This is a genomic window from Pseudomonas sp. 7-41, from assembly GCF_021233075.1.
Lineage (GTDB): Bacteria > Pseudomonadota > Gammaproteobacteria > Pseudomonadales > Pseudomonadaceae > Aquipseudomonas > Aquipseudomonas veronii.
Window position 1 is genome coordinate 4,157,393 of the sequence record NZ_CP089551.1, and the last position, 13,837, is coordinate 4,171,229.

Below are 13,837 nucleotides of genomic sequence, written 5' to 3' on the forward strand. Positions count from 1 at the left end.
CTACTGTGGGAGGTGTCGAGCCCTGGCGAGGCTGCGACGGGGCCGGTACTGCTGACTTTTTTGCTGCCTGACCGTCCGCTATCGCAGCCTCGCTGAAGCTCAACAGCTCCCACAAGGAGACCGCGCTGCGGGCGGACATGGCGATCTACTGTGGGAGGTGTCGAGCCCTGGCGAGGCTGCGACGGGGCCGGTACTGCTGACTTTTTTGCTAGCTGACAGCCCGCTATCGCAGCCTCGCTGAAGCTCGACAGCTCCCACAAGGAGACCGCGCTGCGGGCTGACATGGCGATCTACTGTGGGAGGTGTCGAGCCCCGGCGAGGCTGCGACGGGGCCGGTACTGCTGACAGTTTTGCTGGCTGACAGCCCGCTATCGCAGCCTCGCTGAAGCTCGACAGCTCCCACAAGGAGACCGCGCTGCGGGCTGACATGGCGATCTACTGTGGGAGGTGTCGAGCCCCGGCGAGGCTGCGACGGGGCCGGTACTGCTGACAGTTTTGCTGGCTGACAGCCCGCTATCGCAGCCTCGCTGAAGCTCGACAGCTCCCACAAGGAGACCGCGCTGCGGGCTGACATGGCGATCTACTGTGGGAGGTGTCGAGCCCTGGCGAGGCTGCGATGGGGCCGGTACTGCTGACAGTTTTGCTGCCTGACCGTCCGCTATCGCAGCCTCGCTGAAGCTCGACAGCTCCCACAAGGAGACCGCGCTGCAGGCTGACATGGCGATCTACTGTGGGAGATGTCGAGCCCCGGCGAGGCTGCGACGGGGCCGGTACTGCTGACTTTTTTGCTGCCTGACAGCCCGCTATCGCAGCCTCGCTGAAGCTCGACAGCTCCCACAAGGGGACCGCGGTGCGGGCGGACATGGTGATCTACTGTGGGAGGTGTCGAGCCCCGGCGAGGCTGCGACGGGGCCGGTACTGCTGACAGTTTTGCTGCCTGACCGTCCGCTATCGCAGCCTCGCTGAAGCTCAACAGCTCCCACAAGGAGACCGCGGTGCGGGCGGACATGGCGATCTACTGTGGGAGGTGTCGAGCCCCGGCGAGGCTGCGACGGGGCCGGTACTGCTGACTTTTTTGCTGCCTGACCGTCCGCTATCGCAGCCTCGCTGAAGCTCGACAGCTCCTACAAAGGGACCGCGCTGCGGCCGGACATGGCGATCTACTGTGGGAGATGTCGAGCCCCGGCGAGGCTGCGACGGGGCCGGTACTGCTGACTTTTTTGCTGCCTGACAGCCCGCTATCGCAGCCTCGCTGAAGCTCGACAGCTCCCACAAGGGGACCGCGGTGCGGGCGGACATGGCGATCTACTGTGGGAGGTGTCGAGCCCTGGCGAGGCTGCGACGGGGCCGGTACTGCTGACAGTTTTGCTGGCTGACAGCCCGCTATCGCAGCCTCATGCTCGTTCCCACATGTTGATCGGTGTATGACCTAACTCATCCAGTTCCCGCCATCGACGTTGTAGGTCTGGGCGACGACATAGTCGGCGTCCTTCGACGCGAGGAAGATCGCCATACCGGTGAGGTCTTCAGCGGTGCCCATGCGTCCGAACGGCACCTCGTCGCCTACTCGCTGCTTCTTCTCGCCCGGCGCCAGGCCTTCGTGCTTGGCGAACAGTGCGTCCACCCCGTCCCAATGCTCGCCGTCGACCACGCCCGGGGCGATGGCGTTGACGTTGATGCCCTGCTTGATCAGGTTCAGCCCCGCCGATTGGGTGAGGCTGATCACCGCCGCCTTGCTCGCGCAGTACACCGCGACCAGCGGCTCGCCGCGCCGTCCGGCCTGGCTGGCCATGTTGATGATCTTGCCGCCGTGGCCCTGGCGGATCATCTGCCGAGCCGCGGCCTGCAGGGTGAACAGGGTGCCGGCGACGTTGATCGAGAACAGCCGCTCGACACTCTCGCGGGTGATGTCGACAATCGGCGCCAGATCGAACAGCGCCGCGTTGTTGATCAGAATATCCAGCTGGCCGGCATGGGCCACCACGGCGGCAATCGCGGCGTCGATCGACGCCTGGTCGGTGACGTCCATTGCCACCGCGTAAGCCTGCGGGCCCAGTTCGGCTGCTGTGGCCTGGGCCCGCTGCAGGTCGATATCGGCGATGGCAACCGTGGCGCCTTCATGGATATAGGCCAGGGCAAAGGCGCGACCGATGCCTCGCGCCGATCCGGTGATCAGCGCGCTCTTACCTTCCAGTCGTTTCATGGGGTGCGTGTCCCTCGGGCATTGATGGGGGATAACCGGCGCGTTTGATCTCGTGCTCGGCGGTGTCCACCGCTTGTTTTTATGGTCGAGGGCCGATTACAGCAGCTTGGCCGGGCCCTCACAAACCCGTGGCGAATGCCCGACCGATACTTTTTTAACCGCAGGCCCGGAATCAAAAAAGTATCAGTGTCGGGCGAAAGCTTCGGTAGCGCGGCTGTCGCCAACACGCGTATTTTGGCGCAATTCCCCAAGTACAAGAGGCATCACCATGCCCATCAGCCGCGCCGAGTTGTTCGAACACCGCCCCGCCGAACTCGAAGTGATCCTGCCCGAGCCGGAACACTGTTTTCGCTGGTTCGAACATGACTACCCCTACGAACTGGCGCGCTGGAATCACCACCCGGAATTCGAGATCCACCTGATCCGCCAAGGCAGCGGCAAGTTGGTGGCGGGCGATTACATCGGCGCATTCGGTGCCGGGCATGTTGCGCTGATCGGCCCGGACCTGCCCCACGACTGGATCGGCGACCTGGCCCCCGGCGAACACCTGAACGGCCGCGATGTGGTGCTGCAATTCGATGGCAGCGCCCTCCTCGCCCTGCGCAAGACCCTGCCGGAACTCGGCGACGTGCAGCCGTTGTTCGAACAGGCCCGGCGCGGCCTGGCATTCAGCGGCGAAACCGCTGTGCAAGCGGCCCGCCTGCTGGAAGACATCGGCAGCGCCCACGGCCTGCAACGCCTGATCCTGTTCCTGCAACTGCTCGACACCCTCAAGAACGCCCCGCCGCCGCAGGTGCAGGCCCTGGCCAGCCCGTGCTATGCGCCGACCCTGGACGCGCGCAGCGCCGAGCGCATCAACAAGGCGTTCGACTACCTGATGCGCGAATTGACCGGCGATGTGCGCCTGTCGGTAATCGCCCGGCAACTGGAGATGAGCGAAGCGGGCTTCTCACGCTTCTTCAAGCGCAACACCGGCCACGGCTTTATCGACCTGATGCGCAAGTTCCGCATACAGCGGGCGTGCCGGCTGTTGCTGCAAAGCGAGCTGTCCGTGGCGGCGATCTGCTTTGAAGTGGGCTACGCCAACCTGTCCAATTTCAACCGGCACTTTCGCATCGAAATTCACCAGACGCCCAGCGAATATCGGCGCGAAACGGCCATGCACCTGTTCCAGCGCAGCGAAAAAATGACACCGCGTCAATACTGACCAAATGGTCGATTAATTAGGATTTTTCCCAAGCTATTCAGCCCATTGAGTAAAGTTGGTACAGCTTGTGCAAACGTTTGCGGAACGAACTTGGCCGCCAAGTTCACCTGAACCCGAAGAATCGGGTCTAAACCGCAACTGAATAGGGATTTTCAATGCACTCCACCTCAAGGCATTCCGCTTCCTTTGGTGTTTCCCTGCTATTGAGCGCCGTTACGGGAGTACTCAGCCCGCCCATTCTGGCGCAGGAACAACCCGTCGATGACTCAGCACAGGGCGAAACCCTGAGCCCTGAAGCCAGCCCGGCGAAAAAAGGCGTGTACCTGTCGGACTGGTTCAACCAGGACCTGACATTGATCGGCAGCAAAGACATCAGCTTCGGCCCCAAGCCGGCCGATGACGTCTACCTGGAATACGAGTACTTCGGCCGCAAGGGTCCCTTCGAGCTGTACGGTTATATCGACGTGCCGAAGATTCTCGGCATCGGTAACAGTAATGACAAAGGCGCATGGGATCATGGCTCGCCGTTGTTCATGGAGCACGAGCCACGGATCTCCATCGACTACCTGGCGGGGCGCAGCCTGGCCATCGGCCCGTTCAAGGAATGGTACGTGGCCTTTGACTGGATCTACGACCACGGCAGTAACACCGCCAACCGTGCCAACACGCTATACAGTGGCCTCGGCACCGACATCGACACCCACTCGCGGGTCAACCTGTCGGCGAACTTTTATGGGCGTTACCAATGGGAAAACTATGGCGCCAGCAATGAATACGCATGGGACGGCTACCGCGCGCAGATGAAGTACATTGTGCCCATCGACACGTTCGACAACGGCGCCTCGCTGACCTATATCGGCTTCACTAACTACGATTTCGGCTCGGACCTGCACAAGGACAACCCGGCGCGCACCGCCAACGCGCTGGTGGCGACCAACGTGCTGCTGTACTCGTTCACCCACCTGCGCTTCACTCTGGTCGGTCGTTACTTTCACAACGGCGGTAACTGGGAGGATGGCAGCGAGCTGAATTTCGGCGACGGTAACTTCCGCGCACGCTCCAACGGCTGGGGATACTACGCCGGCGTAGGCTACCAATTCTGATCAAGGAGTTTTAGATGAGTCTGTTTACCCGTGTCTCGCTGGCCGTCGGCCTGGCGCTGCTGCCCCACCTGGTACTGGCGCAGCCGCCTGCGCCGATCAAGCCCAAGGTGATGCTGATCACCATGTTCGCCCCCGAGGCGCAAACCTGGATCGATCGCCTGGCGCTCAAGCAGGAAGTCCGCGTGCCGGGCTTGTCTGCCGAATACCCGGTGATTCGTTGCAATACCGAAGACGTCTGCCTGCTGGTGACCGGCATGGGCCAGACCAACGCCGCCGCCTCCACCCTGGCGTTGGCGCTGTCACCCAAATTCGACTTGCGCCAGAGCTACTTTCTGATCGCCGGGATTGCTGGCATCAGCCCCAAACACGGCACCCTCGGCACCACCGCCTGGGCGCATTACCTGGTGGAGTTCGGCACCCAGTGGGAAATCGATTCGCGGGACGCGCCCAAAGACTGGCCGACCGGCTACATCGGTATCAACACCAAGGGTCCGAACGAAAAACCGCCGCTGGACTACAAGACCGAAGTGTTCGAGCTGAACCCGAAACTGCAGGCCAAGGCGTTTGCCCTGTCGCAGAAGGTTGAGCTGACGGAAAGCCCGGAATCCAGCGCCTGGCGCAAACACTACCCTGCGGCACCGGCCAACCAACCGCCGCAAGTCACCCGCTGCGACACCCTGGCGGGCAATACCTGGTTCTCCGGCACGCGCCTGAGCGAGCGCGCCGAAGTCTGGACGCGGTTGCTCACCGACAACCAAGGCGAATACTGCACCACCCAGCAGGAAGACAACTCCACCTATGAAGCCCTGCTGCGCGCCAGTCGCGAAGGGCTGGTGGATATCCAGCGCCTGGCGGTGGTGCGCGCCGGGTCGGATTTCGACCGACCTTATCCGGGCTACAGCGAGGTGGATAACCTGCTCAAATATGCGGACCAGGGCGGCTTCGTGCCGGCGCTGGAGAACCTGTACCGCACGGGCAACCCGTTGGTCCAGGCGATCCTGAAGCACTGGTCGGCGTGGGAAAAAGGCGTGCCCGACGCCTAGCCAAAAACCACCGGTGGGAGCGGGTTTGCTCCCACCTGTTCAAGCGCGTCAGGGCAGCAAGACGATCTTATCGGCGCTGCCCACATTCACCTCCTCGAAGCATTTCACACCCTCGGCCAACGCCACTTCGCGCAGGCCGCTCGGCAGCGGCAGCAACCCTTCGTCAAAGAAGTGCCCGAACTGCTCCAGCATCACCGCACATTGTTCGCAGTTGTAGAGCAACGAATTGATCCCCACCACCGAACCGCCCTTGCGATACAGGGCCAGGGCCGGCAGTTGCACCTGACCGTCGACCGGCGCGGCGATGATCGCGATGCGCCCGAACGGCGCCAGCCCCGCCACGGCGGCGGGCAACCAGAACCCCGTGGTGTCGAAGATCACATCGGCGCCGCCCTTGAACACGGCATTGACCTGCGCGCCCAAATCCTCCGGTCGGCCCAGGGTAATCGCGGCGATACCTTGCGCCTGCAACACTTCGGCCTGCTCAGGGCGTCGCACCGCCGCCAGTACCTGCGCCCCAAGGATTTTCGCCAAGGCCAACGCCGCACTGCCGACGGCCCCGTTCGCACCGATGACCAGCACCCGCGTGCCCTCGCCGACCGCGCTGCGCTGCAGGGCGTCCCACGCGGTGGTGTACGGCACACCGAGGCTGGCGGCCTGGGCAAAACTCAGGTGGTTGGGTTTGTGCGCCACGCCCTTGGCCGACACAGTGAGGTACTGGGCGTGGGAACCGTCGGCGAAGAAACCGAGGTCACGTCCGGTGCCCCAGACCGCCTGCCCGACCCATTCCTGCGGGCCTTCGACCACCACGCCGGCGAAGTCGCGACCGGGAATGCGCGGCAGCGTGGTGTAGGGAAAGCGACCGAGCACATTCTTCACGTCGCTGGGGTTGAGACCGGCGGCCTTGATCTGTACCAGCACGTCCCCGGCGGCGGGCACCGGGGTGGTGACGTCGACGAAACGCAGGGTGGAGAGGTCGCCGGTGGCGGAAAATTGCAGCGCTTTCATGAGCGGCATCCATCAAAGGGGAAAGGACATTCAGGACAACCAACCACTGACCAACTGACGCCCCATCGGCCACAGTTTTTCGCCGAGCAACATGCCCATCAGGCCTACCAGCGCGATGGCCGGCGGCGCGGGCGAGCGGAAATCCAGCGCACCGTAGATCACGCCGACGAAGAGGCCAATGGCAAGGGAGATCAAGTAACTCATGGGGGCAGCGCCTGGTGGTTGGATGGCGCTTAGTGTAGGAAGCCGCCGCCCACCTCATCGGCCAAGTGCTTCAGGATTTCGGCCAAACCTTCAACCGCGATACTGCGACGGTGCCACGCCGAGTTCACGACGGAACATGTCGCTGAAACTGCTGGGTGAGTAACCCAGGGACCGTGCGATCGCGCTGACTGACTGGCCTTGGATCAACTCGGCCACCGCCGTGGCCAGTTGCACCTGGCGGCGCCATTCGGCGAAGCCCATGCCAAGGTGGTTCTGGAACAGCCGCGCCAAGGTCCGCACACTGGCACCGGCGGCCTCGGCGTGATGCTCGAAGGGAATCGCCAGGGATGGCGCCGCCATCACCGCCTGGCAGGCATTGACCAGGCGGCGGTCGGCCTCCAGCGGCATGGCGATGCGGATTGACGCGCGGCGTGCGCGCTGCAGCTCCAGCAGGGCCAGGCCGACCACCGCGTCGTAATAGCCGGCATCGCCACTGTCGCCCTGCTCCACCAGGGTCACGATCAACTCGCGCAGCAGCCCGCCGACTTCAATCACCTGCACCTGGCTGTCCAGCGTCGCGGCCAGCGCCGGGCGCAGGTAGATATTGCGCATCTGCAAATCCGAGACCACGCGTATCCCGTGTTCCACGCCCGGCGGCAGCCAGACGGCGCGTTGGGGCGGCACCACCAGCGCTTCGCGTGGCGTCTCGACCCACATCACCCCGCTCATGGCATAGAGCAACTGGCCCCAGTCATGCCGATGGGGCTCTACATACCAACCACGCGGGTAGGTCCGCGCCAGCGGCTGCACGGGCACGGCGTGATCACTGAGGTCGGGGGGCGTGGCCAGGGCCATGGGGAACACATCCGGCAAGGGTGAGCGGCCATGGTAATGACCAGCGCCCGACAAGCCGAGCGAATTTTTACCGCGCTCAGCCTTTAGCCGACTTGGCGCATTCGCAGCCCGTCGGCGCCACACACGGCTCACCATGGGCATGGTGTTCGGCACAGCCCTGGCAGCAATAGCCCTTACCGTCTTTCATCACCGCCTCCACTCCCAGCACACATTTGCAGTGTGGGCAGGCACAGGTTGTATCTGGCATGGTCAGACTCCTTCGTTATGGTCGTCCCGGTGCGGCGGGCGCCGACACCTTTAGCAGTGACTGCGGGCCGGCGCGGATGGTTCCTCCCATCAGTCGGTGCGGGCGTTGCTGCGGTACATGAACACCAGCGCTAGCGCCAGGCAGGCCATTGCCACGATCCGGCTGCCCGACAGCTCGATGGCCGGGTGGCCCAGCCAGCCGAAATGGTCGATCAGCACGCTCATGGGGAAAACGCCTCGCGGTTAAAGTAGGTCCATTCCGATTTTTCGGGCCACTATTCCTAAGCCCGGCACGCTGCGACAGACTTCGACGAAATCCTTGTTTGGAGCAATGCCATGGATGTCATATACCGCAACCCGTCGCGCTCAAAACGGTTGGCGTCAACCAGCGGTCAGGCTGTCTTTGATAGCGCCAGCAGTTCTGGCTATATTTGGCCAAAATATGCGGAGAGCCCCATGATTACAGTGCCGTTGGGCGAAGCCAAAAACACGCTGTCAAAACTGGTTGATGAGGCAGCTGCCGGCAAAATCATCACCATCGCCAAGCATGGGCGAGCGATGGCGCAGCTTGTCCCTGTTGGAAAATCCAAAGGCCGGCGAATTGGCGCCATGCAAGGCAAGCTGGTGATTCCGGATGACTTCGACGCGCCTTTGTCCGACGACCTCATCGCGGCGTTCCAGGGCACTCATTCATGAGAGTGCTGCTGGATACCCACATCCTATTGTGGACGTTGAACGATGACCCCAAGCTCTCCAGCAAAGCCCGAAAGCTGATTGAACATGCCGCAGAGATCTACGTCAGTGCCGCCACATTCTGGGAACTGGCGATCAAGGTCGGCCTGGGGAAACTCACTGTCGATCTGGATGAAGTCCGTGAGTGCTGCCTGCAAAGCGGTTTCGTCGAACTCCCCATCACGTCAGAACACGCCATTGCGGTCAAGGATCTCGAGCCTCATCACAAAGACCCTTTCGATCGGCTCATCGCTGCAACCGCCCTGAGCGAACCAATGAAGCTATTGACGGCCGATCCGCAGGTTGCCCAATACACATCGCTGGCGGTCCTGGTGTAGATCGCCCCAGCACCGCGGGCCTTGGATCAAAACAACCACTGCCCGATCAACCACGCATTCGCGCCACTGATCAGCGCAAACAGAAACCACGCGAGCAAGCGCGTCGGCAGGCGATTGACGAACGGGCCCATCAGTCGCGCGTCGCCGGTCATGCGAATCAGCGGATACAACGCAAACGGCAACTGCAGGCTGAGCACCACCTGGCTGAGAATCAGCAACTTGCCAATGGCCGCGTCGCCCATCAGCCACACGCCCACGAACGCCGGGATCAGCGCCAGCCCACGGGTGATCAGGCGTCGCTGCCAGCAAGGAATGCGCAGGTCGAGGTAGCCCTCCATGATCACTTGCCCGGCGATGGTGCCGGTGAACGTGGAACTCTGTCCGGAGGCCAGCAAGGCGATGCCGAACAGGATGCTGGCGAAGGCGCCGCCGACCAGAGGATCGAGCAAATGGTAGGCGTCCTGGATCTCGACCACATCCGTATGCCCGGTTTTATGGAACGCAGCGGCGGCAAGCACCAGGATCGCGGCGTTGACCAGCAAGGCCAGGGCCAGGGAGCCGATGGTGTCGATACGCGCCAGCTTGACCGCGTCCTGCTTGCTGGCGAGGTCTTTGCCGATCAGCCGGGTTTGCACGATCGAGCTGTGCAGGTAGAGGTTATGCGGCATCACGGTGGCACCGAGGATACCAATCGCCAGGTACAACGGCGCGGCATCGCTGATGGCCGACAACGACGGCGCAAAGCCGCTGAACACGTCCGGCCAATAGGGCTTGATCAGCACCAGTTCGATGAAGAAACACACGCCGATGGTGGCGACCAGCGCCAGCATGATTGCTTCCAGGCGACGGAAACCACGATTTTGCAGGGCCAGCACCAAGAGCGTGTCAAACGCGGTGATGACAATGCCGGTGGTCAACGAAACACCGAGCAGCAGGTGAAACGCCAGGGCGCAGCCGAGCACTTCGGCGAGGTCGGTGGCGATGATGGAAATTTCCGCCAGCACCCACTGGGTGCGGGCCGAGCGTTGGCTGTAGCGTTCGCGGCACAGTTGCGCCAGGTCCTTGCCGGTGGCGATGCCCAGGCGCGAGCACAGGCACTGCACCACCATGCCCGCCAGGCTGGCCAGCAGCACCACAAACAGCAGGTTGTAGCCGTAGCGCGAGCCGGCCTCGATCGCCGTGGCCCAGTTGCCCGGGTCCATGTAGCCGATGGAAATCAGCAAGCCGGGGCCGGCAAACATCAGCATTCGTTTGAAAAACGACGCCTTGGGGTCGACGATGACAGAGCCAGCCACTTCCGGCGGGCAAAACGGAGCGGTAGCGATTTTCGGCAGGCTGAATTTCACGCAGTATCCCAGGCAAACACTCTAGACAAGCCCGTAGCTTATCAGTCGGATGCAACCGTTCGCATCACCGTGTCCCGCGGCAGGTCAAACGCTTCGACCACTTGCACCACCAGGTCCATTTCCTGGTTCAACGCTTCGCGCTCCATGCGCTGGCGGATCACCCCGATCACCAGTACCGCCAAGGTCGTGATCGAATAAGCCGGGCCGGAAAACGCACGCACCCCGCTCACCAGCAACATCGCCGCCGCCAGCGCCTGGCCCACCAGCGGAATCGCCGTGGCCGCGCCGCGCCGCAGGATGAACCCGGTCAGCCCCGCCAACGCCGTACCGCTCAACGCCGTGGCGGCCGAACGGCCGACATCGATGCGCTGGAACAGGCCCTGCTCCTTTTGCGCCGCCGCCTGAAGCTCGGCGTCGAACGCCTGTCGGTCGGCGTGGCTGAGTTTGTCCTTGTATTGTTCGATGAGTTTTTCCGCGACTTGCGCTTCGATGTCCGCCAGCACGACAGTCTCCATCGGCTCATCGAACTTGATCCCCAGCCGCTGCGCCACATCCTCGGCGATCTGGCGATACCCCACGCCGTGCCCCCGGGCGAGGTTCATGAAGCTGTCGCCGCCCATGCGCTGCAACTCGATGGCCAACTTCAGCGGCTCGCGCACCGTGGCATCAATCGAGGCACTGCGCTTTTGCGCGATCAATTCGGCGAGGAATTTCAGCTCGTCCGGGCGCGCCCGCACCAGCACCGGGAACAGTTCGTCATCTTCTTCGGCAAAGCGCACCTCGCTACTGCGCTGGTCGGCGCGGATCATGCCGCGTCGCTCCTGCAGCAGGTCGGTGTACTGCACCACCGTCTGCAACTGCGGCCAATAGGCCGCGTGATCGAAGCTGGCCAGGTGAACGTTGGTCACCTTGGCCTTGAGCGCGGGCGTGATCGGGATGGCGTAGCGACCGATGCAACGCTCGGTATCCGGTTTCATCGCCAGGGCCCAATCCTTACTGGAGTGACAGTTGATCACCCGCCCCGAAAGCGCTGCGCACACTTCATCCCAAGGGCTCGACGTACAGATCGCCCCGCCCATCAACAGCAAATGGTTCAACGGCAGTTCGCGCGCAGTGTCGGGGTTGGCCAACACGCTCTTGACCAGGATGCGCGCGCCGAGGGAATGCCCGATCAGGTTGATGCGCCGCACCTGCAGCGACTCGCCGTGGAGGAACTCGGCCAATTCCGGCAACAGGCTGCGGGCCACTTCATCCACCCGCGCCTCGACACTTTTGTAATGGTCGAGAAAATACCCGATCGCCTTGCCCACCCCTACCGTCGCCGCTCCCAGGCCGCCGCCGCCGAGCATCGCGGTGATCACGTCCTTGAACGGTGCGAACAGGTTTTCCAGAAAATGCCCGGCCGGCCAGAACAGCATCAGGTTGGTCGAACCTTCGATACTTGCCAGTTGCGCCGTGAAGTTGCCCAGTTGCTGCCGGTTGAAGAACGCCGAGTAACCGTGAACATAGAGATTGAGCACGTCCCCCTGAGGCTCGCCGCACAGTACGAACGTAGGCTTGCGGGTACGGTGCATTTCATCCCACTGGTGCTGCATGGGCCGGTGACTCCTGGTGACGAAGGACGCCGATAGTAACAAAGGGCGAGCCGCAGGAAGGTGAATCCTGACGGGCGCGGACGCCACAACCCCCTCAGAACAACGACGCGGCCTTTGATTTAGTCAGATAACGCGCCGGGGTATCGCCCAGGTTGCGCCGGAACAGCGCGGTGAAGGCGCTGGCACTGCTGAAGCCCAACTCAAACGCCACCTCGGTGACGGACACGCCGTGGCTGAGCCGGGCAGTGGCTTCCAGCAGACAGACTTGCTGGCGCCAGGCGACGAACGTCATGCCCGTGCTCTCAAGGAAATGACGGGTAAAGGTGCGCCGGCTCATGCTCGACCACGCGGCCATTTCGTCAATCGAAGTGTGTTGCGTAGGGGCCTCCAGAAAACGCTGGCAGGCGCTCGCCAGCCGTGGCTCGCGGGGCAACGGCGCGCTGAGGGGCAACTCGGGCATCGCTCCGATCTCGTCGATCAGCAGCGTCAGCACGCAGGCCTGCCTGGCATTGGGTAAGGTCGAAGGCTCGATGGCCAGCGCCGCCTGCAACAGATGCCTGAGCAGGGGCGACACTTCAAACACCTGGCAGCGTGCCTGCAACCCCGCCCGTGCGGCGGCGCCGGCGTCCAGGTAGGTATTGAGCATCACCACATCGCCGCGCATCTGCATTTCATGGGGCACGCCGCCGGGCACCCAGATCGCCCGCTGCGGCGGCACCACCCAGTTGCCCAGGTCGGTAAACATTTTCAGCGCGCCGGTGGAAGCGTAGGCGAACTGACCTCGCGGGTGCGTGTGCCGCGCAAACACGGTGCCAGAGGGGTATTCGCGCAGCGTCACCAGCGCGTCGGGGCTGTCGGAATCAAAAGTCGGCATCATGGCCCGATTCTGTCAAAAGTTGACCTGACATAGCAAGCGGGCCATTGCCCTGCCGCCTAACATCGACGCCTTTGAAGCTGCACTCTGCCTAAAAGGAAACCCCATGCAGAAAAAACACCTGGTGCTTGCTGTGCTGGTTACGTTGGTCTGGGGGGTGAACTTCCCCCTGACAAAATTGGGCCTGCGTGCAATCGACCCCTTTGTCCTCACCGGCATACGCTTTGCCCTCGCCGCCCTGCCGCTGGTGTTTTTCATCAAGCGCCCCGCCGTGCGCTTCCACTATGTGGCGGCTTACGGGCTTATCTTCGGGCTGGGGATGTGGGGCGTGATCAACTACGGCATTCAGGTCGGCGTCAGCCCGGGAATCGCCTCGCTGATCATCCAACTCAGCGTGTTTTTCAGCATGGGTTGGGGCTATGTGCTGTTCCAGGAAAAAATCCGCAGGGCCCAAGTGCTCGGCGCCGTGCTCGCGATGACCGGCTTGGCGGGGATTATCGCGACGCAACACGGCGACCACGCGCTGCTGGGTATTCTGTTGATCGTCTTCAGCGCGCTGGCCTGGAGTGTCGGCAACGTGATCATCAAGCAATCGGGCGTGAAAGAGATCTTCTCGTTCATGGTGTGGGCCAGTCTGTTCCCACCGATTCCGCTGTGGCTCATGGCCTGGTGGCTGCACGGCAGCGCAGCGTTCGCCAACGTGGGCGCCAACCTCGACCTGACGGCGGCGGGTTCCATCCTGTTCCAGGTCTACCTGGCCACGCACTTTGCCTACTGGGGCTGGAACTCACTGCTCAAGGCATACCCGGTATCCACCGTAGCGCCGCTGTCCCTGCTGATTCCGGTGTTCGGCATGACCAGTTCGATGCTGATCATCGGCGAGCGCATATCCACGCCCAACCTGCTCTCGATTGCGCTCATCATCACGGGACTGGCCGTGGGGTTGTACCGCACGCCCGCCAGTGCGCCTGGAAAAACACTCAGCCAGTGAAAGACACGCCCGCGAGAACGCAGTCGCCCAGCAAAAAATCACCTGCCAAGCACGATCCCACACTGCAAAAACACAATTATCGACATGTAAAA

14 protein-coding genes and 1 pseudogene are annotated in these 13,837 nt (G+C 62.7%); 6 read left to right on the forward strand and 9 right to left on the reverse strand.

What is annotated here, in order from left to right; genetic code table 11:
• Positions 1 to 1,429 precede the first annotated feature (1,429 nt).
• Positions 1,430 to 2,203: an L-iditol 2-dehydrogenase gene (locus LQ249_RS18470; protein WP_108525171.1), complete on the reverse strand. Its 774-nt coding sequence runs from the start codon at positions 2,201 to 2,203 to the stop codon at positions 1,430 to 1,432.
• Positions 2,204 to 2,471: 268 nt separating this feature from the next.
• Between LQ249_RS18470 and LQ249_RS18475 the strand changes: the two genes are divergently transcribed.
• From LQ249_RS18475 to LQ249_RS18485, 3 genes are all read left to right on the forward strand, one after another.
• Positions 2,472 to 3,410, forward strand: coding sequence for an AraC family transcriptional regulator (locus LQ249_RS18475; protein ID WP_057004358.1), 939 nt, complete (start codon positions 2,472 to 2,474; stop codon positions 3,408 to 3,410).
• Positions 3,411 to 3,565: 155 nt separating this feature from the next.
• Positions 3,566 to 4,513 (forward strand): nucleoside-specific channel-forming protein Tsx, encoded by a 948-nt coding sequence (locus tag LQ249_RS18480; protein WP_057004359.1) that lies wholly within the window; start codon positions 3,566 to 3,568, stop codon positions 4,511 to 4,513.
• A gap of 14 nt (positions 4,514 to 4,527) precedes the next feature.
• Entirely contained in the window at positions 4,528 to 5,556 is a 1,029-nt protein-coding gene (locus LQ249_RS18485; RefSeq protein WP_108525167.1) for a purine-nucleoside phosphorylase, read from the forward strand.
• A gap of 48 nt (positions 5,557 to 5,604) precedes the next feature.
• Here the strand turns inward: LQ249_RS18485 and LQ249_RS18490 are convergent, their stop codons facing one another.
• The 5 genes and pseudogenes from LQ249_RS18490 to LQ249_RS18510 all read right to left on the reverse strand — a co-directional run.
• The gene (locus LQ249_RS18490) at positions 5,605 to 6,564 is read right to left on the reverse strand and encodes a quinone oxidoreductase family protein (protein WP_232565750.1); all 960 of its coding nucleotides are present in this window, start codon (positions 6,562 to 6,564) and stop codon (positions 5,605 to 5,607) included.
• A gap of 30 nt (positions 6,565 to 6,594) precedes the next feature.
• Entirely contained in the window at positions 6,595 to 6,768 is a 174-nt protein-coding gene (locus LQ249_RS18495) for a DUF1427 family protein (protein WP_017849167.1), read from the reverse strand.
• A 90-nt stretch (positions 6,769 to 6,858) separates the two neighbouring features.
• Positions 6,859 to 7,623, reverse strand: a complete 765-nt coding sequence (locus tag LQ249_RS18500) for an AraC family transcriptional regulator (protein WP_046383065.1) — start codon at positions 7,621 to 7,623, stop codon at positions 6,859 to 6,861.
• Positions 7,624 to 7,699: 76 nt separating this feature from the next.
• Positions 7,700 to 7,870 (reverse strand): metallothionein, encoded by a 171-nt coding sequence (locus LQ249_RS18505; protein ID WP_079444133.1) that lies wholly within the window; start codon positions 7,868 to 7,870, stop codon positions 7,700 to 7,702.
• 89 nt (positions 7,871 to 7,959) lie between these two features.
• Positions 7,960 to 8,094 (reverse strand): annotated as a pseudogene (locus LQ249_RS18510) (DMT family transporter); the annotation flags it as partial.
• Positions 8,095 to 8,205: 111 nt separating this feature from the next.
• On the opposite strand from LQ249_RS18510, the gene LQ249_RS18515 reads away from it, so the two are divergent.
• Together LQ249_RS18515 and LQ249_RS18520 are read left to right on the forward strand one after the other, a co-directional pair.
• Positions 8,206 to 8,565: a type II toxin-antitoxin system Phd/YefM family antitoxin gene (locus LQ249_RS18515; RefSeq protein ID WP_227778671.1), complete on the forward strand. Its 360-nt coding sequence runs from the start codon at positions 8,206 to 8,208 to the stop codon at positions 8,563 to 8,565.
• A complete protein-coding gene (locus LQ249_RS18520) occupies positions 8,562 to 8,939 on the forward strand; it encodes a type II toxin-antitoxin system VapC family toxin (RefSeq protein ID WP_046383063.1) in 378 nt (125 codons plus the stop codon). Before LQ249_RS18515 ends, LQ249_RS18520 begins: the two co-directional genes overlap by 4 nt.
• Before the next feature lie 26 nt (positions 8,940 to 8,965).
• Here LQ249_RS18520 and LQ249_RS18525 read toward each other — a convergent pair whose 3' ends face one another.
• The 3 genes from LQ249_RS18525 to LQ249_RS18535 all read right to left on the reverse strand — a co-directional run bounded on the left by LQ249_RS18525 (position 8,966) and on the right by LQ249_RS18535 (position 12,757).
• Positions 8,966 to 10,285, reverse strand: a complete 1,320-nt coding sequence (locus LQ249_RS18525; RefSeq protein ID WP_046383062.1) for an Nramp family divalent metal transporter — start codon at positions 10,283 to 10,285, stop codon at positions 8,966 to 8,968.
• Between the two features lie 41 nt (positions 10,286 to 10,326).
• A complete protein-coding gene (locus LQ249_RS18530; protein ID WP_232565751.1) occupies positions 10,327 to 11,880 on the reverse strand; it encodes a DUF726 domain-containing protein in 1,554 nt (517 codons plus the stop codon).
• A gap of 94 nt (positions 11,881 to 11,974) precedes the next feature.
• The gene (locus LQ249_RS18535; protein WP_057004363.1) at positions 11,975 to 12,757 is read right to left on the reverse strand and encodes an AraC family transcriptional regulator; all 783 of its coding nucleotides are present in this window, start codon (positions 12,755 to 12,757) and stop codon (positions 11,975 to 11,977) included.
• Positions 12,758 to 12,860: 103 nt separating this feature from the next.
• Between LQ249_RS18535 and LQ249_RS18540 the strand changes: the two genes are divergently transcribed.
• The gene (locus LQ249_RS18540) at positions 12,861 to 13,745 is read left to right on the forward strand and encodes an EamA family transporter (RefSeq protein ID WP_232565752.1); all 885 of its coding nucleotides are present in this window, start codon (positions 12,861 to 12,863) and stop codon (positions 13,743 to 13,745) included.
• The last annotated feature ends 92 nt before the right edge of the window (positions 13,746 to 13,837 follow it).